The organism is Pseudomonas sp. P4_B3 (assembly GCF_056402295.1).
On sequence record NZ_JBFUHR010000040.1, the window covers coordinates 1 to 23,322 of the forward strand.

The following is a 23,322-nucleotide window of genomic DNA, read 5'->3' on the forward strand; positions in this document are numbered from 1 at the left end:
CCGCACAGGCTTCCATCACCACGATACAACTCGGCACGTTGCCGAAAAGCTGCATCATCTGCGCCCGAGAGAGCTTCTTGCGAAACACCTCGCGGCCTGATTTATCCTGGCCGTGAAGGTGGAAATTATGTTTGCCGAGATCGATACCGATCAGTGCTGACTGGATCATGATGATGGCCTCCGAAAACAAAACACCCTGCGAAAGCGTAGCCCTCGCAGGGTGTGGGGGTGACCATCTCATTAGCCCACTGAACCGGCGACGGTCAGTGGGTTTTTTTGTGGGCTGGAAAATGATTCTGGAGGCATGATCGGCATTATGTTTGTAAGCGTCCGTCCAATACACCTTGCGCAACGAAACTGACCTGCACCGGGCTAGAATCCTAACCCAGCCGCGTCGGGGATGCTGGAAGCGATGCGTTAGGTGCAAATGGAAGTGCGTGGAGTGAGCAGTGGAGTCGAAGTCGGAGCGCCGATGGAAGGACAAGGGCCCCCTGATATCCCCCGCGATTTTGCCCATTGCTCTACAGACCCCGGGGGGACTAAATATTCCATGCCCGTCGTGATCGCTGTAATCACCAAGCGGTTCTTGGGGCGGAGAACATGGGGACGAAATTAAGTCCAAGCTATATGCGGCAGCGCCACCTGATTTATCGGTAAGCTACGCTTTTCGCTCGCTGTAAATCCACTCCTAACCACACTCTGATGACCAATATGCTTGACTGGGACAGCCTCCGTTTTTTCTTTGCCTTTGTTCATGAGGGCTCCTTAGCCGCTGCGGCTCGCTCGCTGGGGGTAGAGCACGCGACTGTGGCTCGCCGAATAGCTGCCCTTGAAGCCTCTTTGGACATGAAGCTGGTAGATCGTAGGGGTCGTGTCTACCAACTGACCGAGGATGGTGTGAGGGTAGGTGCATATGCAGCGCAGATGGAGTCTGCGTCACTTGCGCTCAGGCGATTCGCTGACGGGGGAGAAAACCGTATTGAGGGTGCGGTGATCTTGTCTGCACCTCCTGCATACCTCGGAACGTTGGTAGCTCGGCGACTTGGGGTATTGCGCGAGCGTTATCCCCGGTTGCAGCTGACGCTCGTCGGAGCCAAGTCCACTGCGTCGTTGGCAAGGAAAGAAACCGATATTGCCATTACCTTCAGCAGGCCGGATGAACAGAGTGTCGTCGCCAGAAGTCTCGGCTCATTGCGTTTTTACCCTCATGCTAGCGAGGACTACATTAGTCAACGTGAACCTGAAGAGTTCGAGTTCATAGGCTACGACCGTAGCATGGAGGATTCGGTACAGCAGCAATGGCTCCTGGATCGGCTGGAAGGAAGACCGCTTTCCGTCACCAGCAACGACCTGCGCATCCAGGCATTAGCTGCCGTAGGCAATGCTGGCATAGTTTTCCTTCCGGATTTTTTAGGCAAAGAATATGGGCTGGCAAGGGTTGATATGGATCACACACCGCTGGAACTACCCATCTGGCTCGCGTTTCATGAAGATTTACGCAGCTCTCTAAAAATCCGGGCAGTGCTTGATTTCCTCATGGAGGGATTAGTGCAGGCACAGGAACTGTGAATTTTTTCACATCTGGTTTGTGATTTTGATGAATGGGCCATCACGAAACATACCTCTACTCTGGGCTCCGAATTGAATTCCTGCCCACTGAGAGGCCCTTCACCAATGAGCAGTTCCCATCCCATAAAAAGCTCAATGGCTGTGTACCGTACAGCTTGGATCGTGACCGCGATTTTTATACTTTCAAATGCCGCTACGCCACTCTACAGCTTTTGGCAGCAGTCCCTCGGCTTCGCGTCGGGGGTGCTAACCGTAATTTTTGCCTGCTACATCATTGGTCTTCTTCTAACTCTCACCGTCGCTGGGCAGCTGTCCGACCACTACGGGCGCAAAGCCTTGCTTCTACCCTGTGTGGGGCTGGCTATCATTGCAGCGATTCTGTTCGATCAAGCGCACAGCATCGGCGTCTTGATGCTCGCACGCTTCCTCACCGGCGTTTCGGTGGGCCTCGTTGTATCTGGGGGTATGGCGAATGTCGTCGAGCATGCTCAGCCTCATCGCAAGCATTTTGCTTCGCTAATGGCATCTGTCGCGATGGTGGCCGGAGCGGGCACGGGGCCGCTATTGGCAGGGGTCGTTGCGCAATATCTTCCGAACCCGATCCACACAGTCTTCCGAGTGGAAATCGCGATTTTGTGCGTGGCGCTCCTAGCGCTACTCAATCAAAAAAACCAAAAGCTTGGGGGCGGTACGTTTAAAGCGCGCTTGCCCACCGTCGCTAAGGAAAACCTCGGCATCGTGCTATTGGGGATAGCGTTCTTCGGCCCTGGAATAACTTCGACATCATTCATCCTGTCGCTCGGCCCCAAGCTGATAGCGACTTTTCTAGGCGTGAATAGTCCCCTTGTCACGGGTTGTATGGCCTTTTCAATGTTCCTCGTCGCCGTAGGTGTGCAGTTTGCGGCGAAGCGATACAGCAGCCGTACCGTGTTTTTGCTTAGCGGGATCGGTACTGTCTTCTCAATGATTTTCGTGTGGATCGCGCTGGAAACCGGTTCCGCTCCATGGCTGATCGTTTCCGCTCTGTTGGCGGGCGCCGGTCAAGGCTTGGGCCAGTTAGGTGGACTGACCCTTATTGCTGACCGCGTGCCTGCGCAGCGCAGAGCCGAAACCAACGCAGTGTTCAACATGGGAGGGTATGTGCCTGCTGGGGCGATCCCGGTGTTAACAGGTTACTTGATCGACTTTTGGGGGTTGAGCATTGGAATAAGCTCACTTGCGCTCATTATCGCGAGTCTTGCTTCTTTGGCGCTCACGCAGCTTTGGAGGCACGTCCCTAAGCAAAGTCAAACTCGTACACACGGCGAGGCCTAACGAGCCCACTTATGTGGCAGCAAATCGATAATCTGACTGGCGCGCTGGGTTGGCAAGCGCCTGAGGACGTCTTTCAGATAGGTGTATGGATCGTGCCCGTTCATGCGCGCAGACTGGATCAACAGGCATGATCCGTATGTTTATCTTAAAGACGTTCTGACACGCCTTCCGACGCAGCGGGCGAGTGAGATCGAAGAGCTTCTACCTCATAAATGGAGCGAATCACAGTCGGACTGGATTAGTGCGCGCTACGTCCCGAATAGGGCCATTCCAAGCGATGGGTGAGAGTAGGGATACTACGATAAGGAAAGCTACCTGGGACAGGTAGAACGGCTCCAGCCACTGTTGCTTCAATGCGACGTAAAAAGTGTTATGGGTTACGTCGACCAAAATAATCGCTATCGTAAGCACGATTCCGGCTCTTGGCTTGAGGAAAAGTAGCAGTGCTGCAAGCGGGTCAAAAAACGTAAGCGCCCCCCAGAAAATACGGCTGGCCAAGTAAGTGCCAGACCCGTATCCGTAGTCCCAGAGCAATCCATACGAAACGTCTGCACGGATGTGATTAACGGTTGCGATTAAAAGGCAGCATGCGAACAAAATTCTGACGGCGAATGACAATCTTGGCATAGCGTTATCTACATTCGTGATCTACGCCCTGCATGATAGCGGGATCGACCAACGACGCGTTGCAAACTGGGAAGGTGTGATCGCTGAACGCTTACGCTGAACCCACCTGCCTGATGCCTGCGCTTAGAGCGATGGAGTCCATCTATTGAGATGCCCTCTTGCGTCGGGCAAACTCCGGTTGCCTCATTGGCCGATTACAGGAGTTTACGGATGCCATTTCCACTGACGGAACATAATGCCTTGTTGGCCCTGAAGGGCGTAGGGCCGGCTGTTATCGCTCGCCTTGAGCAGATGGGCATTGACTCGCTAGCTGTGCTCGGTAAAGCGAATGCTTGTGACATCCTTGCTGAGGCATCGGCAGCAGTGGGATCGACTTGCTGGAAGAATAGCCCCCAAGCTCGGGCCGCCATTAACGCGGCCATTGAGCTTGCAAAGGACTCTTGGTTGAGCACACCTGGTGCGTAAAGCTGATCGCTTATTTCAATTGGTAAATCTGATTCGTGTCCATCAGCCAATCTCTGCTGAACGACTGGCTAGCCGAATTGGCGTTTCCGTTCGCTCAATCTATCGATACGTCGACGACCTTTCCTTCAGTGGAATCCCAATCTATGGTACCGCTGGCGTGGGGTATGCCTTGGATGCCGATTTTGAGATGCCGCCGTTAACGTTGAACAGACTCGAACTGGATGCATTGATGCTCGGGATGGAAATGCTCTCAGCTTCCGCCGATAACGATCTAAGTGCTGCTGCGAGGATGTTGTTGAGCAAAATCTCAGCGTCCATAGTCCATCACAAGGTTGACCCCAGCGCGGCAAAAATCAGGGCACTTGGAACAACACCTTCCTCGACGCGTGGTCATTTGGCAACCCTTCGAAATGCCATCGAAAACGCTCAGGCGCTGAAGATAACTTATACCAGCCTGGACGGTGCGGTTTCGCAACGCCTCATTTCCCCCCTTGGCCTTTTCTACTGGGGAGGAAAGTGGACGGTTGGAAGCTGGTGTAGTACCAGGGTGGCTTACCGCGATTTTCGGGTCGATCGTATAGCCTCCATCGTTATTGCTCAACGACCATCACCCGACAATCCTGCCCTTGATCTCCAAGCGTATATGAAGCACCAGGCAAGCCAGTGGAAAGCGATCACCACTACTGACACTACGCTGTCAGTATGAGCTACTGATAATTGGGACTTCCAAACACACAGCAGGTCATCCCTATGCAGCGCTCATCTCATGTACTCGAATTAGCCATTTTCAAGGTCAAACAGGAATGCGTTGCGCAAGTGCCAGTACTTCGCGCGAGGCTTCGTGAAACGTTAAAGACCTTTCCGGGTTTGATTGAGTACCACGCGTACTGCCCTATGAGCGACGACCGAATCTTCGCGGACTTGGCAATGTGGGACAGTCTTGAGAACGCACAAAAAGTGGCAAAGGCGTTCAACGATGGAGATCCGAGATTCTCCGAGTATATGTGCGCTATTGAAAACCTGACGTTCATGAGTCATCTCGTTCCAGAGATGAGTTGACCCCAACGGTCTGCCAGAGCAGGCAAGAGACACCGATGCCTTTGCTGTCAGGCATCGGTGCCGTCACTTCCAGTGTCAGTGTTCTCAGATCACCTATTGCTGGGTAAATATGCAGCGTCCCGCCAGGCTTTTGATGACTTTTTGTTGGTTTGAAAGCGGTAATTAGCCTCAAGTTTTTCCATATTCCATGGGGCTTGCACTTCACAACTCACCTCGCTAACCTTGGCCCGTCGCTGCCAATTCAGCGAACGGGTGTGGTAGCCCGGTTTCTTCATAGACCCAGAACGCCTCAGGGCGTTTTTTTGTGCTGGCTGCTTTGTGGCGGCTGTGCATGGGAGGCTTCGGCCTGCCGGGTTCCTATGACCGGTCTACCACCCTGTGTACAGCCGTCTCCCTATTTTGCGTGGTAGCGGATGGGGAGGGGCTCACTTCATAGGAGCTTCACAATGATAAAACCAACTCCGAATCCCCCTGAAACGGACGCGCAGATAGACGCCGATTCCGAGTCCTCATCTCGCAAGCCCCAAATGACCGACCGCCGTCCCAACCCCATCTTCACCATCGCCCCCAACGTCAACAACGAGACCCTCCTGGTTCATGCCTGTGAAACCCTTGCCTCGGCCAGTGTCATGGCCAGTGAACTGGCTTTTATCCTCTCTGGCCCAAAATGTAATTTGGCACTGGGGGTTCAACAGATGATTGCCTTGGCGGAACTATCGGTGAACCGCGTGCTGGATCAGGTAGATCCGCAGTAGCAGGCAAGGGCGGTTTTAGCCTGATGTGAAAAAGCCCACTGAACCGGCGACGGTCAGTGGGCTTTTTTTGGGTTCTTCACGCAATCCCGGGAAACTGTAGGAGCCAGCTTGCTGGCGATGGACTCAAGTACGCCGCGTTTATCCGGTTCACACGCGTTATCGTTATCGACCATCGCGAGCAATCGAGCGTCGACCGGCTGCTCCTACAGAGGACCACATTCGCTTAACTGAACAGCATTGCTCTCTATGCCGCACGCTTCGGCAGCCCCTGTCATCAATTGCCAAGTCACTGACGCTTAATGTGAAGCAACCCGCTTGCACGTGACGATACTGGTTTGTTTACCGACCTCGAACCGTAAAGCGAAACCGCATTGGCACATGAAGTCCTGCCTCACTACTCTGATGGGGGACTGTCAGTTGCATCTCAATAAAACAATCAGAGAGAGCGCAGAATGAAGTTCAGTTTCGTAGACAGCAACCAGCCGAGCCGCCGGCGGGTTTTACGCGATGCATTCACTTTGGCTTTGGCGGCCTCGCCGTTGGCAAACCTAGCCAAGGCAGCAGACGAAAACGCTGAAGAAGTGACCTTTGCCGCTGGCCCACGACCGTTGGTGCAATACCCGCAAAAACGCCCGTTGACCCTGGTGACCACTCGACCGCCGCACCTGGAGACGCCGTTCCCGGTGTTCAACGAAGGGCCGATCACGCCCAATGACGCCTTTTTCGTGCGTTATCACCTGGCCAATTTCCCGACCAGCATCGATCCCGACAGCTACCGCCTGACGATCAAGGGTTCGGTCGATACGCCGCTGTCGCTATCTCTTGCCGAGCTCAAGGCCCTCGCCGAACCGGTGGAAGTGGTGGCCGTCAATCAATGTTCGGGTAACAGCCGTGGCTTCTCGATGCCGCGGGTGTTTGGCGCCCAGTTGGGCAATGGCTCGATGGGCAATGCGCGGTGGGTGGGGGTGCCGCTCAAGGCGGTATTGGAAAAGGCCGGTGTGAAAGCCGGTGCCGCGCAAGTGACTTTCCGTGGGCTCGACAAACCCGTGCTGCCGAGCACGCCGGAGTTCATCAAGGCGCTGGACATCAGCCATGCCATGGACGGCGAGCCGATGATTGCCTGGTCGATGAATGGCACCGACCTGCCATTTCTCAACGGTTACCCGATTCGTCTGGTGGTGCCGGGCTATTTCGGCACGTATTGGGTCAAGCACCTGAGTGAGATCGAGGTCATCGACCATACCTATGACGGTTTCTTCATGGCCAAGGCGTACCGGGTTCCGGATAACGATTGCTTCTGCATTGCCCCCGGCACCACGGCGGCGAAAACCCGGCCGATTTCCAGGCTGCCGGTGCGCAGTTTCATCACCAGCGTTAAACACGGCGATGTATTGCCGCTGAACAAAAGCGTGGTGCTCAAGGGCATCGCGTTCGACGGTGGCGTTGGGGTCAACAAGGTGGAGGTGTCGATCGACGGCGGAAAAATCTGGCGCGAAGCTGCGCTTGGGCAGGACCTTGGCCGTTTCTCCTTCCGTGAGTGGACACTGCCGATCACCTTTACCAGCAAGGGCGCCACGCAGTTGATGGTACGGGCCAGCAACAGTGCGGGCGAGACTCAGCCGCTGCAGGCGGACTGGAACCCCGGTGGCTACCGCCGCCACGTCGTCGAAACCAGCCACGTGACCGTCGCCTGAGGAGGACTGCATGAAACTTGTGAAACTCATGAGCACCGTGCTGTGCGCGGTTCAGGTTGGTCTGGCCAGCATGGCGGGTGCAGCGCCACTGTCGATCACCTTGCCGCCCGAAACGGCGGCGCTCAAGCCCAGTACGTTGCCGGGCTACCCATTGGCGCAGCAGAAGTGTTCGATCTGCCATTCGGCCGATTACATCAACTTCCAGCCGCCTGGCATGAGCCTGGCGCAATGGACTGCTGAAGCAGGCAAGATGCAGCAGGTGTACGGTGCGCCGATCAGCGACCAGGAGGTGAAGGTGATCGGCGCCTATCTGGCAGTGACCTACGGCAGTGCCCAGGCGAGCGATGCCGATGTTCAGGCGGCCTCGAACCCGCCGACGGATCAGCCACCGACGGTGTCGGTAGCGAAAGTCGCCTCGGCCTTGCTCCAGGACAACGCCTGCCTGTCCTGTCACGCGGTCGACCACAAGGTCGTCGGCCCGGCCTATCACGATGTGGCGGTCAAGTATGCCAATGACCCGCAGGCACTGGCCCGGGTAATGTCGAGCATTCAGCACGGCGGTAGCGGCAAGTGGGGGGATGTGCCCATGCCACCGTTCGCGCAGTTGAGTTCGGACGACCTGAAGAGCCTGGCGACGTACATCATGAAGCAGTGAATCAGCGTTAGCCTGATGCGAAAAAGCCCACTGAACCGACAACGGTCAGTGGGCTTTTTTGGGGGCGCAGGTTTGTTCAAGACATCTAGTTGGTTGCACTGAAGCGCTTTAGAATGTCCTGGTACATCTTGGTCCGTCGATGATCCTGGCCATAACCGCCAGCAGCGGCAACGGTGCCGGCCTGGACGTGGTCCAGGTACTTGAAGATTTTGCCGGGCGACAGAAACACGACCTTGTAGCCAAGTCCGATCACCCGGTCTTGCAACTCATAACCGGGCACACGGTCGTCGATCTGAAAATGCAGACCCTGCTGCTTCATCAGCCTGCAATTCCATAGCGTGCAAAAGCTTTTCAAGTAAGTTTCTCTGTAGGGTTTTGGCTCTTTTGATCGCAGGCCGAGCGATTGCTTGAGGCGCCGGTAATGGTGCTTGAGCAGGCGTGAAGTGAAGCGCCACACGGTCCTTGGCAGTCCGCGGTTGAGTTGTTCCGTGCAACCGACCGCTGCGACGTTTCGATCTTTTGTGCAGTGGTCCATCATCATCGCGAAGACGTTTGCATCGAAGACAAACGTGTCGGTGTGCATCAGGAACAGATAGTCGGTATCAACCCTGGTCAGTGCCATGTCCAGCGCCTTGCCATGGGCGATGTGGCCCGGCTCTTTGGTGGGGGCATCCCGTTCGACCAGATTGATCCAGTCGAGTGAGCGCAAATACTCGACGCTGGCGTCCGCCGAACCGTTATCCACCACCCAGACCGGGATTGCGGCTTTGCGTACAGGCTCGCGCAATAGGTCCAGGCAGATCCTGGTCAAATCAAGGGTTTTGTAATTAACCAGAACGATGCTGAACGGTGGCTTGGCGTTTGTATCGACACTACCCATCTTCGAAATGCTCGACGACTTAAAAGCGTCGAAGACTAACAGAGGCAACCTTAGCCCAGGCTTAATTTCACCTGGGCCGTTGGTGTCGAGGCGGGCACAGGGTTTTGAGCCGCTTGCCAGGGGCGCAGGCTATCGCTGCCTGACGCCCTCGAATGTGCCAGTGCGCACCTCGCCACTGCGGATGTAACGGGCGATCAGCACGCCCCCGGGCGAGCTGATCGAGTTGAGCAAGGTGAAGGCCGACGCTTGTGCATTGTCGTCGAACAAATGCTTGCCGCGCCCCAGCAGGATGGGATGAATCATCAGCCGCAACTCGTCCACCAGGCCGGCGGCAAGCAGTTGGCGCACCAGTTCGCCGCTGCCTTGGGTCAGTAGCTGAGGACCGTCCTGGCGCTTGAGCGCGCTGATCGCGTCGACCAGGTTGCCCTGCAGCGCATGACTGTTCTGCCAGGCCAGCGAATCGGCGCGATGGGTGGCCACGTGCTTGGGTACGCCGTTGAATAGATCAGCAATGGTGTGGTGAGTGGAGTCGGCCTGAATGTGTGGCCAATAGGCGGCGAAGATGTCGTAGGTACGACGTCCCAGCAGCAACTCGAACGGCTGGGAGAACAGGTCCTGTACGGCCTGACCGGTGGTTTTGTCGGCGTAGGGGACGATCCAGCCACCGAAGCGGAATCCACCACTGGTGTCCTCTTCAGGCCCGCCGGGCGCTTGCATGACGCCGTCCAGACTCACGAACGCGGCAACGGTGAGTGTGCGCATGTTCTTCTCCTGATTCATCCGGATGAAAAAGTTCAGGCAGGGAAATCTGCGATCCCTTGGGACCATTCCCTGATAGATAGTCGAACCGGACGCTGTGAAATCGACAACAAGCTGCGCGGGTTTCTATTTCTCGTGGGAATGCATTGCGATAAGCCCCTGTTTTCCAGTGGCCGCTGGTGGACGCACGATGTAATGCGGTAGCCAGTCAGTCGAAGATCTGCGATCTGATTTGTTTCGCCCGGTTTTCGATGATGAGCGACGCAGGGTAGGCACTGGCTCGCTCTGGTCTGTCTGTATGGACCACTTACGATAGTGTAGTGTCGGAGCCACAAAGGATGTTCCAGGCTTTTCGTTTCTTCCCAGGATGGATGTTTACCCAATGCTCAAGTTCAATGCTCATCTCGGTTTTCAATTCAATGAATTGCCTTTTCTGCAACGCATCGAAGCCGCCGCCGCCGCTGGATTTCGGGCGGTGGAGTTTCCGTCGCCCTATGAATTCGACGCCAGTCTCCTGGCCGACCACTTGGCTCAATACGCTCTTCCTCTGATTCAGTTCGCTGCACCGGCGGGCGTCACCAAAGGCATTGCAGCCCTGCAAGGCAAGGAAGAAGAGTTTCGCGCTGGCCTGGTCCAGGCCGCCCGTTATGCAAAGGTGCTGGCTTGTTCGGATGTCCACATCATGTCTGGAGTTACGACGCAGGATGAGGCTGCGCTTATCTTCGGGAGCAACCTTGCGTATGCAGTCAAGTACTTCGAAGATCAGGGGTTGCGGCCCCTGATCGAAGTGATCAGTTCGAAGGAAATGCCGGGCTACTACATGTCTGACTTCAGCAGGGCGCAACAGGTGCTGGAGACCTTCCCGAGTGTCGGGCTGATTCTCGATCTTTACCATGCCCAGCTTTTGACCGCAGACGCAGCAGATGTTCTGGCTCGATTTTATGACCGAACCGTCCATGTGCAAATTGCTGACTGTCCGGGTCGTCACGAACCGGGAACGGGGAGCATCGACTTTGCTGCCTTGTTCGCGGCGCTGGAGCAGCGTGGCTACCCAGGATGGATCGGGTGTGAATACCGTCCTTCCGTCTCTACCGTTGCGAGCCTGGACTGGATCAAGCAGCTAGGTGCTTAGCACTTGCGGGCACCCGTTACCCTGATGCACTCCTCAGGTGGAGAAATTTGAAAGGCGCTCGATGTACCGACTGCACTGACAACGAGCTGGCATTCAAGGCCGTCTGTAATGACAGCTGAGTTGTGTTGCACACGAGTCAGCTTCCAATAAATGGGAGATTCTCTTCTCGAATGACGCGAGCGGCATCATCGTATAGAAACGGGAGAAACATATAGCGGCGACCTTGGGTTACAGGCGTGGCTTCGTGCAAAAGTGAACACGAAAACACCACAGCCCCTCCTGTTGGAGCGCTGTAAAGCGCTTTTCCAAACTCTGGAAAATGCAGAAAACCGCCTTCGTACTCTCCGGAATTAAGAAACAGGGAAACGGCAAAACGGCGATGCGCTGTACCCTTCGTGGTGTTATCCCTATGGGGCCGGAAATGCCCGCCTTCATCGCTGTTGTAGCAGGCCACCAGATAGCGCTCCATTCGAGTGGCATTGAACTGGAACGCTTTGTGTAGCTCTGGAAGCAAACGGTCGGCTATACGCAGCGAGCATGCTTTGGATAGAGCCTTGTCTTCAATAACGCAGTCACGACGTTGCTTGTGGCCATGGTCGGTGATGTAGACGGTTTTACCCGACTGCTCCATCATAAACCCGGATTCCTCTCCGCCACGTTCGTCGTAATAACGTATTAGTGCTTTACACAGCTTGGGCTCAAATATACGGGGAATCACCAGGACAGGGGCGTGTGGTGTGGCGGCATGTGGCGCAGCCAGTGCGGGTAATCTATCCAGAAAGCGCATTAACGAGGGTATATGGTTATCAACCGGTGCCTCTATCGGGATGATGGCCAGGAAACGCAGCGCAGGATCCAGCACGCAGGTCATTTGCCTGATGCTGCCGTCTGGCTGCAATGTACCGTAGAGCTGACTGACTGACCGATCGAAGTCCCAGATGAAGCGCATGCCAGGTATCGCACTTTCTACCCGCTTCAGCTTTTCATCCTCGGGATCTACGGAAACACCAAAGAAGCAGACGTGATCGTCATTGAACCGCTGGCGATGGGCCCGAACACCCTCCAGAACTTTAATTGATGCAGGATCAGCCGCAGAACCAAAAAAACAAAGCACTACATACCGACCGCCAATGGTGTCGAAACAAAAGCGCTCTCTTTGTTGAGTGCGGCAATGGAACCAAGGGGCAGGTCCACCGACTGAAAACGCTGTAGCGCGCATCACAACTCCTTGCCGGCAGGCAGTGGATCGCTATCAGGAATAAAGTCAGGAGACTCACGCCGAGCACTGCTTCTTCCCCAAAGGTACCGCTTACAAATGGGCTTACGGTACCGCATCACTACGATGCCGATGCGGGAAAAGCGCCAGGCACTCGAAGCTTGCAGGTAAAACTAGTTCAGTCTTGTCGAAGCTGCCCAGAGCGCAGATCGCGATTGCTCCTTCATGACTGGTATCCAGGGGCGATTCACCGCCTGTGTCCAGCGTTATGCACCAAGTGCGCACCACAGGGATCTGACCCGATACTTTAAGCTGATATCATTCAAGCACTTGCAAAAGGAGTAGGAAAACATGAACCGTCGTAAAAAAATAAACCAGTTGTTAAAGGCTAACGCCAAAAAAGCCAGTGCCAAATTGGCACCGAAAAGCAAGTCAAAATACATCAGTAAAGCGGACCGATTGAAACTGGCTGCTGAGTCCAGTCAGGACTCCAGCATTTGCGCTGAGAGCTGATCCATATCGTCGTTCGCCACAAGAAGGGCGGGTATGGCGTTTGAGAGAGCCCTGCACCGAACTTTGTGAAAGCGACACGCGTTGAAATTTCCTGCCGCAATCCCGCTCATCCACGGCGGTTTGTGCGAAAGCCCACACGGTTACCCAAGGTTTTTGCACGAATCTTCACCGCTGTCGCTCGTATCATTTCACTCGGTAAATCCGGTGAGCATTGCGATGACAAAAAAAACAACGTTGTGGGACATCAGTCCACCCTTGAGTACCGAAACGCCGACCTGGCCGGGTGACACGCCGTTCCAGGAGGAACGCGTCTGGACCTACGGTCCCGAGTGTCCGGTGAATGTCGGACGCATCACCCTGTCGCCGCATACCGGCGCCCACGTCGATGCACCGCTGCATTACAGCGCTGATGGTGCGCCGATTGGCGATGTGGCGTTGGACGTCTATATCGGGCCTTGCCGCGTTTTGCATTGTCTGGACAGCGGCGAACTGGTGCAGCCCGGGCAATTGCAAGGACGTTTGCACGACGTGCCCGAGCGCGTGCTGCTGCGCACCTATCGACAAGCGCCGCTGACAGCCTGGGATTCAGGGTTCACGGCCGTTGCCAGGGAAACCATCGACTTGCTGGCGAGCCTTGGTGTGCGGTTGATTGGCATCGATACGCCCTCACTGGACCCCCAGCAATCCAGGACCATGGATTCACACGGTGCCGTGGCCCGCCATCACATGGCGATTCTTGAAGGCATCGTGCTGGACGATGTCCCGGAAGGCGATTATGAATTGATCGCCTTGCCGCTGCGCTTTGCTCATCTGGACGCCAGTCCGGTCAGGGCGATTCTGCGGCCGCTGAGTACGTCGCAACGCGGGTAACCCATTCAACAGATCCGAAGTGGACGCCGGAACCGGGCACCAACCTGGCTCCCGGTTCTGGCGCCCGGTTCCGGCGCCCCATTCGGGTGAGCGATGTCAGGCATTACTCTCGGTGAATTTTTCGTAGTACAGGTGCACGCTGTCCAGTGCCTGGGCCTGTAACCAGGTTTTGATCGACTCAACCATCGGCGGTGGCCCGCAGACGTACATATCAACCTCGCCATCGCGCAGTTCAGCGGCGTCGAAGTGTTCGGCAATGTAGCCGCGCTTGCCGGTCCATTGCGGTGACGGCTCGCTGACCACCTCGGTGTAGCGCAACCCCGGGATGCGTTGCGCATACGCGTGGATGCGCGCCTGCTCGCACAGGTCGGTCGCATCGCGCACACCGTAGTACAAATGCACGGGTTGCTCGCAGCCGCGTTCGGCGAGCTCGTCGAGCATGCCCAGCAATGCAGAAAGACCGGTGCCACCGGCCACCAGGATCAGCGGCCTGGCGACGTGTCGCAGATAAAAAGCCCCCAGCGGTGCCTCCAGAACGATTTGGTCGCCCACCTGACAGCGTTCGCGGATGTAGTTGCTCATTACCCCGTCGGGAAGCAGGCGAATCAGAAACTGCAGCTGATTGCTGGCGCTCGGCCGATTGGCGAACGAATAAGAGCGCTTGTTCTCGGTGCCCGGGATCCGCAACCGGGCGTATTGTCCCGGCAGGAAATCCAGTGATTGCCCGACCTGACCCAGATCCAGATGCAGGATCGCGGTACTGGCCGAGACCTGTTTGACGTCGCTGACCGTTGCCGTGAGTTGATCGGGGCCGGCGGCATTGCACAGGCTGGAGGCGAAGTCGAAATAGAACGCCGCGTCGGATTTGACCCGTGTCTGGCAGGTGAGCATTTTGCGTTGTTGCAGGTCCTGGCTGGAGAGGGCTTCCTCATCCACATAGTCCTGGCTGTAATCGCCCGACTCGCAACGCCCCTGGCAGGTTCCGCAGACGCCTTCGCGGCAATCCAGGGGAATGTTGATGCCATTGCGCAGGGCGGCGTCGAGCAGGATTTCGTTGGGTTGTACGGGAAAGAACAGCGTTTTGCCGTCGGCAAAGCTGAACGCGACCTTATGGTTCATGCCCCGGTCTCCTTGGATTCAGATGTGGTAGAAATCGAGTACCGAGTTGATGGTGTCGTTGAGCAGCAGCACATGCTTGCGAGTGATCAGCCAGCTATCGGCGTGTGGCGTGAGGTGATAGGTCGCGCGGCCGAAAAACTGCTCGGATGTCGCCAGGCGGTAGTACAACGTGTGCCAGTTCAGCCGCACCTCCAGCTCGCCGTTTGCAAGCTCGCCGATCCGCACGTTGTTGATCTGATGCAAGGTGCGCGGCATTGGCGTCGAGGACGCGGACTTGCCGGTGCGCAGGCGGAACACGCGGTCTTCCAGGCCTGAACGATTGGGGTAATAGATCAGCGACATTTCGCGTTTGGGGTCGCGGGTGTAGACGTGTTCGGAGTCCCATTGCGGCACGTGGAACTCGCTGTGCTCGGCGAACAGCTGGATGTAGGCATCCCAGTCCTGAGCGTCGCACAGTTCGGACTTGCGATAGAAAAACTGTTCGATCTGGTACTGCAATTGCGCATTCATCATTGCACCTCACGGAGTTTCAGGGATTTCGCGTCCAGGCCATCGAGCAGGAATTGCTGCCAGTTGCGGTGCTGGTTGACGTAAAGCCCTTCGTGGGTGAATTCGGTGCCGGTCATGGCCGGGGCAATGCCGATCGCTTCGCTGTTGGGCGTGGCACCAGTGGCCCAGCGGTGACTGCCGCGGGAAATATCGCTCCAGCGTTCCAGGCGCGCCTGAAAGCCACGCTGGGCTTCACGGAACTCCACCAGGTCATCCGGTGTGCCCAGGCCCGAGACGTTGAAGAAGTCCTCGAACTGGCGAATGCGGTTTTCGCGATCGGCATCGGACTCGCCCTTGACGCCGATGCATTGGCTGACGATTTCGGTCTTGTTCCATGCCACCGGGCGGATGATGCGCAATTGCGAGCTGATCTGATCGAGGAAAAACAGGCTCGGATAGATATTCAGGTTACGCAGGCGATGCATCATCCACTCGGCCTTTTGCTGGCCGTGTTCTTCGATCAGGCGCGGCATGATCGTCGCGTAGCCGGAGCGCACCGACGGGTTGGGCATGTCGCTGAACAGCAGGCTGTGGCCATTGTTGAAGGCGAACCAGCCGTCATCGGTATTGGCATCACCGGCGCCGAGCTTGCTGTAGTCGAGGGTGCCGCTGGCGGCGGTGCCGTTCTCGCTGTTGACCTGCTGGCGGTGCTGCACCGTGGCCACGTAGTTGTAGTGGACCGTGCTGACGTGATAACCATCGAGGCCGTTTTCGTTCTGCAGTTTCCAGTTGCCGTCGTAGGTGTAGGCCGACTTGCCGGGCAGTACCTCCAGCTTACCGGTCGGCGACTGGGCGACCATCATGTCGAAGAACACTTTGGCGTCGCCGAGGAAGTCTTCCAGGCTGTTGTCGGCGTGCACATCCAGGCTGATGAAGACGAAACCCTTGTAGCTCTGGATGCGGGCTTTCTTCAGGCCGCGGGTGGCTTTGTCGAAGCCTTCCGGGTACTCGCCCGGCGCCTTGACCTTGACCAGGCGACCATCGCTTTTGTAGCACCAGGCATGGAACGGGCAGGTGAAGGTCGACTGATTGCCCTTGCCGACGCGGGTCAGCGTCGTGCCGCGATGCTGGCAGGCATTGATCAGCGCATTGAGCTGACCATCACCGTCGCGGGTAATGATCATCGGCTGGCGGCCGGCGCGCATAGTCACGAAGTCGTGGTTGTTGGCCAGCTCGCTTTCGTGGCAGGCGTAGATCCAGTTCTTTTCGAAGATCAGTTCCATCTCCAGATCGAACAGCTGCGGCTCGGTGAAGATGTCCCGGGCGATGCGGAATACGCCCTCTGCCGGGCGGAAATCCAGGCAGCTTTGGATAAACGCTTTCCACTGCTCGACGTTTTTTTCGCCACTCATGGTGTGCACCTTTTTTATTGGGCTAATCGGTGCGCTCATTAGAGGAGCGGGGCGGGTGGCGGTCTATCCGATAAGTTGGCGAAGGCAGTCCGTAAAATTGGGGGGCCGGTAACAGTTGGTTGGGCAGCGATGACACAAATCCCGCACCAGGTGATAAACGGCTGCACCTGATTGCGCCAATCAGATACTGTTTTGCAATGCGCCGAGTGCTGATCGAGTGCTTTTGCGGCTTTGTCAGCCATGTCTTATCCGCTTAGTTACCGATCACTATCCGTTAAGTGGGCGCCGACGATTTATGGCGTGGAAGTTGCTCCTTTCCCGCCTGGTACGCGCCGTCAGAGCGCGCCGAAAATATTGCCTGTGAGTGCACCGTGATGAGCAGCAAAGTGGATCCGCAGTTTCGCGACATTCGTGTCGACAGCGATGACCTGGAGGCCGCCAGAAGCTGGATGTCCGGTATCTGCGGGCCCCATCGACTGGTGAGCGCGACCCCCGAACGGATTCGCTTTCATCACAACGCCAACATGTTCAAATCGATGGCCACCACCCTGGGTACTATCGAATACGGCACCGATGTCACCATCGATATCGAAGACGCCGAGCACTTCAGCAGCTACAGCCTGAGCTTGCCGCTGGTGGGCCAACAGGAGCTGAGCAAGGATGGCAGCGTGCTCAGGTCCGACCGCGATCAAGGGGTCATCGTGTCGCCCAATGAAAACCAGCTGCTGGCGATCTCCGGTGACTGTCGCAAGGTTCAGGTGGTGATTACGCGTATCGCGATGAGCGAAGCGCTGGAGGGGATGTTGCAACGGCCTCTGGACGCGCCGCTGCGCTTCGAGCCGGTGATGGATGCGATCGATGGCGCATCGGCGTCGTGGTGGCGCATGGCGCGTTACTTCATCGACGAGCTTGCGCGCAGCAGCGAACTCTTCGAACAGGTGGCCTTCACCCGGGACATTGAAAGCTCGCTGATCAAAGGCTTGATCCTGGCCCAGCCCAACAACTATTCGCAGGCGCTGCGGGACGTGCTGGGCGTGAAGTTGCCGCACTACCTGATCAGGGCTCGACAGTACATCCACGACAACGCCCGCGAAGCGTTGCATCTGGAGGACATTGAGGCCGCTGCCGGCGTTTCGCGCTTCAAGTTGTTCGATGCGTTCAAGAAGTACTTCGCCATGTCGCCAATGGTCTACCTGAAAAAGTACCGCTTGAACGCCGTGCGCCAGGAGATTCTTGAGCACGGTTCGGCACGCAATATTTCCGGGATCGCGATGGGCTGGGGGTTCATGCACCTGGGGCGTTTTTCCACCGAGTACCGCAAGCTGTTCGACGAAACCCCGAGCATGACGTTGCAGCGCAACGAAGCCCGGCGCCTGCACGGGCTTTGAAGGTCGGCGTCCTTACTTGCGTACCACCAGATCCAGCAATTGCTCACGCTCCTTGATTTTTTGCAGGACGATTTCCGAACGTATATCGGTGACGCCGGCGGTGCGGTTGAGGTGGTTGACGATGAAATCCGAGAAATGTTTGAGGTTGCGGGCCTGTACCCGCAACACATAGTTGCTCGCCCCGGTAACCACATAGGCGGTGACCACTTCCGGCCACTCCTGAACCTTCTTGATGAAGGTCTCGTGCCAGTCCTCGACGTCCTGTCGCAGCGACACATGAACGATGGCTTCCAGTTCAATGCCCAGCCGTTCGGCGTTCAGCACCGCGCGATAGCCGGTGATGATTCCTTCGCTTTCCAGCAGGCGCAAACGACGCAGGCAAGCCGACGGTGACAAGGCGACTTTCTCCGCCAATTCCTGATTGCTGATGCGGCCATCCTGTTGCAATTGATGCAGGATTCGCAGGTCTGTCGAGTCAAGATTCATGGTTTGAATAAATCCGCGTTTATTGGGGTTTGATTCGAATATTCTGCGAAATAACTACTACATGACCGGTTACTTTGCACGAAAATTCTTCAAAGGTTCGTTCATTATCTCTCCACCGAAAGGCAAGTGAAGCGCCTTGAATCAGGGCGCCTGAACCGGCTGATGCAACCTGCCCGGATGGCGTCGCATAACAAAAAACAGGACACCCGATGACGACAAGAAACAGTTGCCTGGCACTTGATGCCCAGGACGCGCTGGCACCCCTGCGCCAGCAGTTTGCGCTCCCCGAGGGCGTTATTTATCTCGATGGCAATTCCCTGGGCGCGCGGCCGGTCGCTGCATTGGCGCGGGCGCAAGCGGTGGTCGCCGAGGAGTGGGGCAATGGCTTGATCCGCAGCTGGAACAGCGCAGGCTGGCGCGAACTGTCCGAGCGTCTGGGCAACCGCCTGGCGGGCTTGATCGGTGCGGGGGAGGGTGAAGTCGTGGTGACCGATACCACTTCGATCAACCTGTTCAAAGTGCTGAGCGCCGCTTTGCGCGTACAGGCCACCAGGTCGCCGCAGCGACGGGTGATCGTCAGCGAGTCGAGCAATTTCCCCACCGACCTGTACATCGCCGAAGGCCTCGCGCAGATGCTGCAACAGGGTTATACCCTGCGCCTGGTCGACAGTCCTGAAGCGTTGCCGCAAGCGATTGACCAGGACACGGCAGTGGTCATGCTCACCCACGTCAATTACAAGACCGGCTACATGCACGATATGCAGGCCCTGACCGCGCTGACTCACGAATGTGGCGCGCTGGCAATCTGGGACCTGGCCCATTCCGCGGGCGCGGTACCGGTCGACCTGCATCGGGCGGGTGCCGATTACGCCATCGGCTGCACCTACAAGTACCTCAATGGCGGGCCGGGCTCGCAGGCCTTTGTCTGGGTTTCGCCACAGTTGTGCGATCTGGTGCCGCAGCCACTGTCCGGCTGGTTCGGCCACTCGCGGCAGTTCGCCATGGAGTCGCATTACGAGCCGAGCAGCGGCATCGCGCGCTACCTGTGCGGCACCCAGCCGATTACCTCTTTGGCGATGGTCGAGTGCGGCCTGGACGTGTTCGCCCAGACCGACATGGCCAGCCTGCGCCGCAAATCCCTGGCCCTGACCGACTTGTTCATCGAATTGGTCGAGCAGCGTTGCGCGGCTCACGAACTGAAGTTGATCACGCCGCGTGAGCACGCCCGGCGTGGCAGCCATGTCAGCTTCGAACACCCCGAAGGTTATGCGGTGATCCAGGCCCTGATCGAGCGTGGCGTGATTGGTGATTACCGCGAGCCACGCATCATGCGTTTCGGTTTCACCCCGCTGTACACGACCTTCACCGAAGTCTGGGATGCGGTACAGATTCTCGGCGAGATCCTCGACCAGAACACCTGGTCGCAAGCGCAATTCCAGGTTCGTCACAGCGTGACCTGAACCCTGCGGCGTCCGTTTCCTGCTGCGGGAATTTCCCCGCGGCGGGGTTTCTCTCGCCCAATCATCAGTTCTGCAATCACAATAATAAGGAGCACGCAGAATGAAACTGTCCCTCTGGCCTGCCTTGCCGCTCGCCATCTCCAGTTGCCTGGGCCAAATGGCCTGTGCCGCAACCGACAACGGATTTGTCGAAGACAGCAGCCTGACCCTGACCAACCGTAACTTCTATTTCTACCGCAATAACCTCAACAACCCGGGCGGTCAGAACTATCGGGACGAGTGGGCCCACGGGATCATGCTCGATTACCGCTCCGGCTACACCCAGGGAACGGTGGGGTTCGGGGTCGATGCTTATGCGCAGTTGGGCCTCAAGCTCGACAGTGGCAAGGGACGCACGGGCACGGGTTTGCTGCCGGTCGATGCCGATGGCCGTCCCGAGGATGAGTATTCCGAAGCGGGTGGTGCGGTGAAGGCGCGGATTTCGCAGACCGAGCTCAAGTACGGCAACCTGACACCGCTCAACCCGGTGTTCGGCACTGGCAATGCGCGTCTGTTCACCAGTGTTGCCACCGGCTTTCAGTTGACCAGCAATGAACTCAAGGCATTGCAACTGGACATCGGTCACTTCACCGCTGGCAACGACAGTAATTCGACCAATGCCAATGGCGCGCTCAAAGCGCTGTACGCCGGCGTGGAAACCCGCAGCGTCGATTATCTGGGCGGCAGTTATGCCCTGAGCGATCAACTGAGTGTCAGCCTGTACGGTTCGCAGTTCACCGACATCTGGCGCCAGTACTACGCCAATACCAACTACACCTTTGCCCTTGGCGAAGGCCAGTCGCTGAACCTGGATTTCAATCTCTATCGCACCAACGACAGCGGCCAGAGCCTGGCCGGCAAGATCGACAACACCACCTGGTCGCTGGCCACCGCGTACAGGTTCGGCGCCCATCGAGTGACCCTGGCGTACCAGCGGGTCGATGGCGATGAGCCGTTCGATTACCTGGGGTTCGATCAGCAACCGGGCACCTCGATCTTTCTCGCCAACTCGATTCAGGTCCTCGACTTCAACGCCCCCAACGAACGCTCCTGGCAACTGCGTTATGACCTGGACATGGCACCTTTCGGCGTGCCGGGTCTGAGCTTCATGTCGCGTTACGTCAGTGGTGACCATATCGATGACAGCCATTACGACGGCGGACCCATTGGCGCCTATGGACGTTACGGCGATGACGGCAAGCGCTGGGAGCGCGACCTCGAGGCACGCTATGTCGTGCAGTCGGGCAAGGCCAGGGATCTTTCAATACGCGTGCGTCAGGCCAGTGTGCGTTCCACCGCGCAGGTCGCCCGTGCCGACACCACGGACAACAACGAAGTCCGGGTGATCATCGAGTATCCACTGAGTATTTTCTGATCCGTGTCCTGCTGTGCGTGGCTGATCCCCACCGTTAAACCCACGACGTGCTCTTCAAGAAAGACAAAATCCAGAGGACATAAAAATGACCGATAACTCCGGTTTCGAAACGATATCCAACCGTGAACACGGCCTGCGGCGTCAGCTGACGTCGGGGCAGATGAGCATGATCGCCATTGGCGGTGCAATCGGCACCGGGCTGTTCATGGGCAGCGCCTATGCCATCGGTTATGCCGGGCCGAGCGTACTGCTCAGCTACGCCATCGGCGCAATCATCACCTTGCTGCTGATGGGCTGCCTGGCCGAAATGACCGTGGCCCATTCGACCTCGGGTTCATTCGGTGCCTACGCCGAATTTTATGTCAGCCCCTTGGCCGGGTTCCTGGTGCGCTATGCCTATTGGGCGGCGATTGTGCTCGCGGTGGGCACGGAAGTGACGGCGGTGGCGATGTACATGAAGTACTGGTTTGCCAACGTGCCGGAGTGGATATGGATCGTCTCGTTCTCCAGCGTGCTGATCGTGCTCAATGCCATCAGCGTGAAGACCTTCGGCACTTTCGAATACTGGTTCTCGACCATCAAGATCGGCGCGATTGTCGGCTTCATCATCCTGGCGGTGTATGTGGTGTTCGGTTCCGGCAATCCGGACTACGGCGTGCACAATTACACCGCTCACGGCGGCTTCTTCCCCAATGGACTGCAAGGGATGTGGATCGCGGTGATCGTGTCGATCTTCAGCTACCTGAGCGTGGAGATGATCGCGGTGGCTGCCGGAGAGGCAAAAGACCCGGAACAAGCGGTGAAGAAAGCTTTTCGCGGGACTATCGTGCGCCTGGTGGTGTTCTACCTGCTGACCCTGGCATTGATGCTGGCAATCGTTCCTTGGGTCCAGGCTGGCCATGCCCAGAGTCCGTTCGTCACGGTGATGCAAGCCATCGGCATTCCCGGCGCCACCGGCGTGATGAATTTCGTGATCCTGATTGCGGCGTTGTCGGCGATGAACAGTCAGCTGTACATCACCACGCGCATGATGTTCAGCCTGTCCCGTGCCGGCTACGCGCCAAAATCCATGGGTGTGCTTAGCAAGACCGGGATCCCGCTGAACGCGCTGTTGCTCTCCAGTTCAGGTATCGCCCTGGCGACCTTGCTCAACATCCTGTACCCGGAAAGTTCGTTCACCCTGATGATGGCGATCTCGATGTTCGGCGCGATCTTTACCTGGTTCATGATCTTCCTCACGCACTTCTGTTTCCGTCGTTTTCACGAACGCAATGGCAACCGCAAACTGTCGTTCCGCATGCGTCTCTTTCCCTACAGCACATTGCTGGGGCTGGTGCTGATGGGGGCGGTGATGATCACCACCTACTTCACTGAAGCCTTCAAGATGACCCTGGTGTTCGGTGTGCCGTTTCTGCTGGTGCTGTCGATTGTCTACGGTATTTTCTTCAGGAAAACCAGGGCGGTCACGCATCAAGAGCGAAAAATACTGGCCCCATAAAAAATGCCCGTATCTCACGATACGGGCATTCTTCAACCTGCAAGGCTTGCCCTGCCGTTATGACCCTGTCGTGAAGGTCAGCTGGCTTGGGTGCTGCATTCGAGGCTTGAGGCCGCACCACAGATCAGCTGTTGGTGCGGTCGGCTGCCTTGGCTTTGCTTTCAGCTACAGCGGCTTCAGCCTTCTGTTTCTGGGCAACCTGGAAGGCTTTCATCGAGACTGTCCGGGCCGACTCCATGCGTGCGAAGGTCCGATCACCGCCACCTGTGGCCATCGCCAGAGAAGAAGCGGTCAGAGTGGCGACTACGAAGAGAACTTTCATGGATTTCATTTGGATATCCTCAAGTGAGACTTTATTAACAGTTAAAGCGGGATTCATTGGCTAGCGCTGAACGTCCTTGTTCAACCTGGAATTACCAGCCAGCCAGGGCGGCGTTTCCTGGAGTCCTGGTGCCTTGCTCCATGTGCGCTTCGGTGTCTCTGTTTTTGGCCCAGGCAGTGAGCAATACCATCATCCCGAACCCAGCGACGATGAGCACCGGATAGGC

The 23,322-nt window shown here is 57.0% G+C and carries 23 protein-coding genes and 3 pseudogenes; 16 read left to right on the forward strand and 10 right to left on the reverse strand.

Annotated elements, in window-relative coordinates; all coding sequences use genetic code 11:
* A pseudogene (locus AC1DWG_RS29870) lies at positions 1 to 169 on the reverse strand (IS110 family transposase); the annotation flags it as partial.
* A gap of 533 nt (positions 170 to 702) precedes the next feature.
* On the opposite strand from AC1DWG_RS29870, the gene AC1DWG_RS29875 reads away from it, so the two are divergent.
* On the forward strand, positions 703 to 1,569 hold the full coding sequence (locus AC1DWG_RS29875; RefSeq protein ID WP_477788743.1) for a LysR family transcriptional regulator: 867 nt from the start codon (positions 703 to 705) through the stop codon (positions 1,567 to 1,569).
* 105 nt (positions 1,570 to 1,674) lie between these two features.
* Positions 1,675 to 2,883 (forward strand): MFS transporter, encoded by a 1,209-nt coding sequence (locus AC1DWG_RS29880; protein ID WP_477788744.1) that lies wholly within the window; start codon positions 1,675 to 1,677, stop codon positions 2,881 to 2,883.
* On the opposite strand, the pseudogene AC1DWG_RS29885 reads toward AC1DWG_RS29880, so the two are convergent.
* A pseudogene (locus AC1DWG_RS29885) lies at positions 2,880 to 3,005 on the reverse strand (transposase domain-containing protein); the annotation flags it as partial. The gene AC1DWG_RS29880 and the pseudogene AC1DWG_RS29885 overlap by 4 nt on opposite strands.
* Between AC1DWG_RS29885 and AC1DWG_RS29890 the strand changes: the two are divergent.
* From AC1DWG_RS29890 to sorB, 7 genes and pseudogenes are all read left to right on the forward strand, one after another.
* Positions 3,001 to 3,168 (forward strand): annotated as a pseudogene (locus tag AC1DWG_RS29890) (transposase domain-containing protein); the annotation flags it as partial. The pseudogenes AC1DWG_RS29885 and AC1DWG_RS29890 sit on opposite strands and share 5 nt — an antisense overlap.
* Positions 3,169 to 3,720: 552 nt before the next feature.
* Positions 3,721 to 3,975 (forward strand): helix-hairpin-helix domain-containing protein, encoded by a 255-nt coding sequence (locus AC1DWG_RS29895; protein ID WP_477765308.1) that lies wholly within the window; start codon positions 3,721 to 3,723, stop codon positions 3,973 to 3,975.
* Positions 3,968 to 4,681 (forward strand): helix-turn-helix transcriptional regulator, encoded by a 714-nt coding sequence (locus tag AC1DWG_RS29900; RefSeq protein ID WP_477765309.1) that lies wholly within the window; start codon positions 3,968 to 3,970, stop codon positions 4,679 to 4,681. The genes AC1DWG_RS29895 and AC1DWG_RS29900 overlap by 8 nt, the downstream gene beginning before the upstream one ends.
* A 44-nt stretch (positions 4,682 to 4,725) precedes the next feature.
* Entirely contained in the window at positions 4,726 to 5,034 is a 309-nt protein-coding gene (locus AC1DWG_RS29905) for a hypothetical protein (RefSeq protein WP_477765310.1), read from the forward strand.
* A 446-nt stretch (positions 5,035 to 5,480) separates the two neighbouring features.
* Complete coding sequence (locus AC1DWG_RS29910; RefSeq protein ID WP_477765311.1) at positions 5,481 to 5,789, forward strand: DUF6124 family protein; 309 nt, start codon at positions 5,481 to 5,483, stop codon at positions 5,787 to 5,789.
* A 452-nt stretch (positions 5,790 to 6,241) separates the two neighbouring features.
* Complete coding sequence (sorA, locus tag AC1DWG_RS29915) at positions 6,242 to 7,483, forward strand: SorA family sulfite dehydrogenase catalytic subunit (protein ID WP_477755820.1); 1,242 nt, start codon at positions 6,242 to 6,244, stop codon at positions 7,481 to 7,483.
* Positions 7,484 to 7,493: 10 nt separating this feature from the next.
* A complete protein-coding gene (gene sorB, locus AC1DWG_RS29920) occupies positions 7,494 to 8,138 on the forward strand; it encodes a SorB family sulfite dehydrogenase c-type cytochrome subunit (RefSeq protein ID WP_477765312.1) in 645 nt (214 codons plus the stop codon).
* An 85-nt stretch (positions 8,139 to 8,223) separates the two neighbouring features.
* Here sorB and AC1DWG_RS29925 read toward each other — a convergent pair whose 3' ends face one another.
* Positions 8,224 to 9,018, reverse strand: a complete 795-nt coding sequence (locus AC1DWG_RS29925) for a glycosyltransferase family 2 protein (protein WP_477765313.1) — start codon at positions 9,016 to 9,018, stop codon at positions 8,224 to 8,226.
* 129 nt (positions 9,019 to 9,147) lie between these two features.
* Positions 9,148 to 9,780, reverse strand: a complete 633-nt coding sequence (locus tag AC1DWG_RS29930) for a dihydrofolate reductase family protein (protein ID WP_477755817.1) — start codon at positions 9,778 to 9,780, stop codon at positions 9,148 to 9,150.
* Positions 9,781 to 10,159: 379 nt separating this feature from the next.
* On the opposite strand from AC1DWG_RS29930, the gene AC1DWG_RS29935 reads away from it, so the two are divergent.
* Entirely contained in the window at positions 10,160 to 10,909 is a 750-nt protein-coding gene (locus tag AC1DWG_RS29935) for a hydroxypyruvate isomerase family protein (protein WP_477765314.1), read from the forward strand.
* Positions 10,910 to 11,045: 136 nt separating this feature from the next.
* Here AC1DWG_RS29935 and AC1DWG_RS29940 read toward each other — a convergent pair whose 3' ends face one another.
* Positions 11,046 to 12,128 carry a 2OG-Fe(II) oxygenase gene (locus tag AC1DWG_RS29940; RefSeq protein WP_477755815.1) on the reverse strand — a complete coding sequence of 361 codons (1,083 nt, stop codon included), beginning with the start codon at positions 12,126 to 12,128 and terminating at the stop codon, positions 11,046 to 11,048.
* Positions 12,129 to 12,476: 348 nt separating this feature from the next.
* Here AC1DWG_RS29940 and AC1DWG_RS29945 point away from each other — a divergent pair, with 348 nt between their 5' ends.
* Both AC1DWG_RS29945 and kynB read left to right on the forward strand, forming a co-directional pair.
* On the forward strand, positions 12,477 to 12,638 hold the full coding sequence (locus AC1DWG_RS29945) for a DUF2986 domain-containing protein (protein WP_108218102.1): 162 nt from the start codon (positions 12,477 to 12,479) through the stop codon (positions 12,636 to 12,638).
* Positions 12,639 to 12,854: 216 nt separating this feature from the next.
* Positions 12,855 to 13,508 (forward strand): arylformamidase, encoded by a 654-nt coding sequence (kynB, locus tag AC1DWG_RS29950; protein ID WP_477755813.1) that lies wholly within the window; start codon positions 12,855 to 12,857, stop codon positions 13,506 to 13,508.
* 96 nt (positions 13,509 to 13,604) lie between these two features.
* Here kynB and antC read toward each other — a convergent pair whose 3' ends face one another.
* The 3 genes from antC to antA are packed head-to-tail and all read right to left on the reverse strand — an operon-like array spanning position 13,605 to position 16,528.
* Positions 13,605 to 14,627, reverse strand: coding sequence for an anthranilate 1,2-dioxygenase electron transfer component AntC (gene antC, locus AC1DWG_RS29955; RefSeq protein ID WP_477788745.1), 1,023 nt, complete (start codon positions 14,625 to 14,627; stop codon positions 13,605 to 13,607).
* 18 nt (positions 14,628 to 14,645) lie between these two features.
* Complete coding sequence (gene antB, locus AC1DWG_RS29960) at positions 14,646 to 15,137, reverse strand: anthranilate 1,2-dioxygenase small subunit (protein ID WP_477765316.1); 492 nt, start codon at positions 15,135 to 15,137, stop codon at positions 14,646 to 14,648.
* Positions 15,137 to 16,528, reverse strand: a complete 1,392-nt coding sequence (gene antA, locus AC1DWG_RS29965; RefSeq protein WP_477788746.1) for an anthranilate 1,2-dioxygenase large subunit — start codon at positions 16,526 to 16,528, stop codon at positions 15,137 to 15,139. The genes antB and antA overlap by 1 nt, the downstream gene beginning before the upstream one ends.
* Positions 16,529 to 16,902: 374 nt before the next feature.
* Between antA and AC1DWG_RS29970 the strand changes: the two genes are divergently transcribed.
* Complete coding sequence (locus AC1DWG_RS29970; RefSeq protein WP_477756297.1) at positions 16,903 to 17,916, forward strand: AraC family transcriptional regulator; 1,014 nt, start codon at positions 16,903 to 16,905, stop codon at positions 17,914 to 17,916.
* A 12-nt stretch (positions 17,917 to 17,928) separates the two neighbouring features.
* Here the strand turns inward: AC1DWG_RS29970 and AC1DWG_RS29975 are convergent, their stop codons facing one another.
* Complete coding sequence (locus AC1DWG_RS29975) at positions 17,929 to 18,402, reverse strand: Lrp/AsnC family transcriptional regulator (protein WP_477788747.1); 474 nt, start codon at positions 18,400 to 18,402, stop codon at positions 17,929 to 17,931.
* A gap of 209 nt (positions 18,403 to 18,611) precedes the next feature.
* Here AC1DWG_RS29975 and kynU point away from each other — a divergent pair, with 209 nt between their 5' ends.
* The 3 genes from kynU to AC1DWG_RS29990 all read left to right on the forward strand — a co-directional run bounded on the left by kynU (position 18,612) and on the right by AC1DWG_RS29990 (position 22,774).
* On the forward strand, positions 18,612 to 19,862 hold the full coding sequence (gene kynU / locus AC1DWG_RS29980) for a kynureninase (protein ID WP_477765318.1): 1,251 nt from the start codon (positions 18,612 to 18,614) through the stop codon (positions 19,860 to 19,862).
* A 100-nt stretch (positions 19,863 to 19,962) separates the two neighbouring features.
* On the forward strand, positions 19,963 to 21,276 hold the full coding sequence (locus AC1DWG_RS29985) for an OprD family porin (RefSeq protein WP_477765319.1): 1,314 nt from the start codon (positions 19,963 to 19,965) through the stop codon (positions 21,274 to 21,276).
* An 85-nt stretch (positions 21,277 to 21,361) separates the two neighbouring features.
* Positions 21,362 to 22,774, forward strand: a complete 1,413-nt coding sequence (locus AC1DWG_RS29990) for an amino acid permease (protein WP_477765320.1) — start codon at positions 21,362 to 21,364, stop codon at positions 22,772 to 22,774.
* Positions 22,775 to 22,898: 124 nt separating this feature from the next.
* On the opposite strand, the gene AC1DWG_RS29995 is transcribed toward AC1DWG_RS29990, so the two are convergent.
* The gene (locus AC1DWG_RS29995; RefSeq protein WP_477765321.1) at positions 22,899 to 23,105 is read right to left on the reverse strand and encodes a co-regulatory protein PtrA N-terminal domain-containing protein; all 207 of its coding nucleotides are present in this window, start codon (positions 23,103 to 23,105) and stop codon (positions 22,899 to 22,901) included.
* Between the last annotated feature and the right edge of the window lie 217 nt (positions 23,106 to 23,322).

Excerpts from the sequence above, each read along its gene's own strand:
- AC1DWG_RS29945 (WP_108218102.1), top strand. The coding sequence starts at position 12,477 with ATGAACCGTCGTAAAAAAATAAACCAGTTGTTAAAGGCTAACGCCAAA.
- AC1DWG_RS29985 (WP_477765319.1), top strand. The coding sequence starts at position 19,963 with ATGAAACTGTCCCTCTGGCCTGCCTTGCCGCTCGCCATCTCCAGTTGC.
- kynU (WP_477765318.1), top strand. The coding sequence starts at position 18,612 with ATGACGACAAGAAACAGTTGCCTGGCACTTGATGCCCAGGACGCGCTG.
- antB (WP_477765316.1), bottom strand. The coding sequence starts at position 15,137 with ATGAATGCGCAATTGCAGTACCAGATCGAACAGTTTTTCTATCGCAAG.
- AC1DWG_RS29930 (WP_477755817.1), bottom strand. The coding sequence starts at position 9,780 with ATGCGCACACTCACCGTTGCCGCGTTCGTGAGTCTGGACGGCGTCATG.
- sorB (WP_477765312.1), top strand. The coding sequence starts at position 7,494 with ATGAAACTTGTGAAACTCATGAGCACCGTGCTGTGCGCGGTTCAGGTT.
- AC1DWG_RS29880 (WP_477788744.1), top strand. The coding sequence starts at position 1,675 with ATGAGCAGTTCCCATCCCATAAAAAGCTCAATGGCTGTGTACCGTACA.
- antC (WP_477788745.1), bottom strand. The coding sequence starts at position 14,627 with ATGAACCATAAGGTCGCGTTCAGCTTTGCCGACGGCAAAACGCTGTTC.
- AC1DWG_RS29975 (WP_477788747.1), bottom strand. The coding sequence starts at position 18,402 with ATGAATCTTGACTCGACAGACCTGCGAATCCTGCATCAATTGCAACAG.
- AC1DWG_RS29990 (WP_477765320.1), top strand. The coding sequence starts at position 21,362 with ATGACCGATAACTCCGGTTTCGAAACGATATCCAACCGTGAACACGGC.
- AC1DWG_RS29995 (WP_477765321.1), bottom strand. The coding sequence starts at position 23,105 with ATGAAATCCATGAAAGTTCTCTTCGTAGTCGCCACTCTGACCGCTTCT.
- AC1DWG_RS29970 (WP_477756297.1), top strand. The coding sequence starts at position 16,903 with ATGAGCAGCAAAGTGGATCCGCAGTTTCGCGACATTCGTGTCGACAGC.
- AC1DWG_RS29925 (WP_477765313.1), bottom strand. The coding sequence starts at position 9,018 with ATGGGTAGTGTCGATACAAACGCCAAGCCACCGTTCAGCATCGTTCTG.
- AC1DWG_RS29910 (WP_477765311.1), top strand. The coding sequence starts at position 5,481 with ATGATAAAACCAACTCCGAATCCCCCTGAAACGGACGCGCAGATAGAC.
- sorA (WP_477755820.1), top strand. The coding sequence starts at position 6,242 with ATGAAGTTCAGTTTCGTAGACAGCAACCAGCCGAGCCGCCGGCGGGTT.
- kynB (WP_477755813.1), top strand. The coding sequence starts at position 12,855 with ATGACAAAAAAAACAACGTTGTGGGACATCAGTCCACCCTTGAGTACC.
- antA (WP_477788746.1), bottom strand. The coding sequence starts at position 16,528 with ATGAGTGGCGAAAAAAACGTCGAGCAGTGGAAAGCGTTTATCCAAAGC.
- AC1DWG_RS29875 (WP_477788743.1), top strand. The coding sequence starts at position 703 with ATGACCAATATGCTTGACTGGGACAGCCTCCGTTTTTTCTTTGCCTTT.
- AC1DWG_RS29935 (WP_477765314.1), top strand. The coding sequence starts at position 10,160 with ATGCTCAAGTTCAATGCTCATCTCGGTTTTCAATTCAATGAATTGCCT.
- AC1DWG_RS29905 (WP_477765310.1), top strand. The coding sequence starts at position 4,726 with ATGCAGCGCTCATCTCATGTACTCGAATTAGCCATTTTCAAGGTCAAA.
- AC1DWG_RS29895 (WP_477765308.1), top strand. The coding sequence starts at position 3,721 with ATGCCATTTCCACTGACGGAACATAATGCCTTGTTGGCCCTGAAGGGC.
- AC1DWG_RS29940 (WP_477755815.1), bottom strand. The coding sequence starts at position 12,128 with ATGCGCGCTACAGCGTTTTCAGTCGGTGGACCTGCCCCTTGGTTCCAT.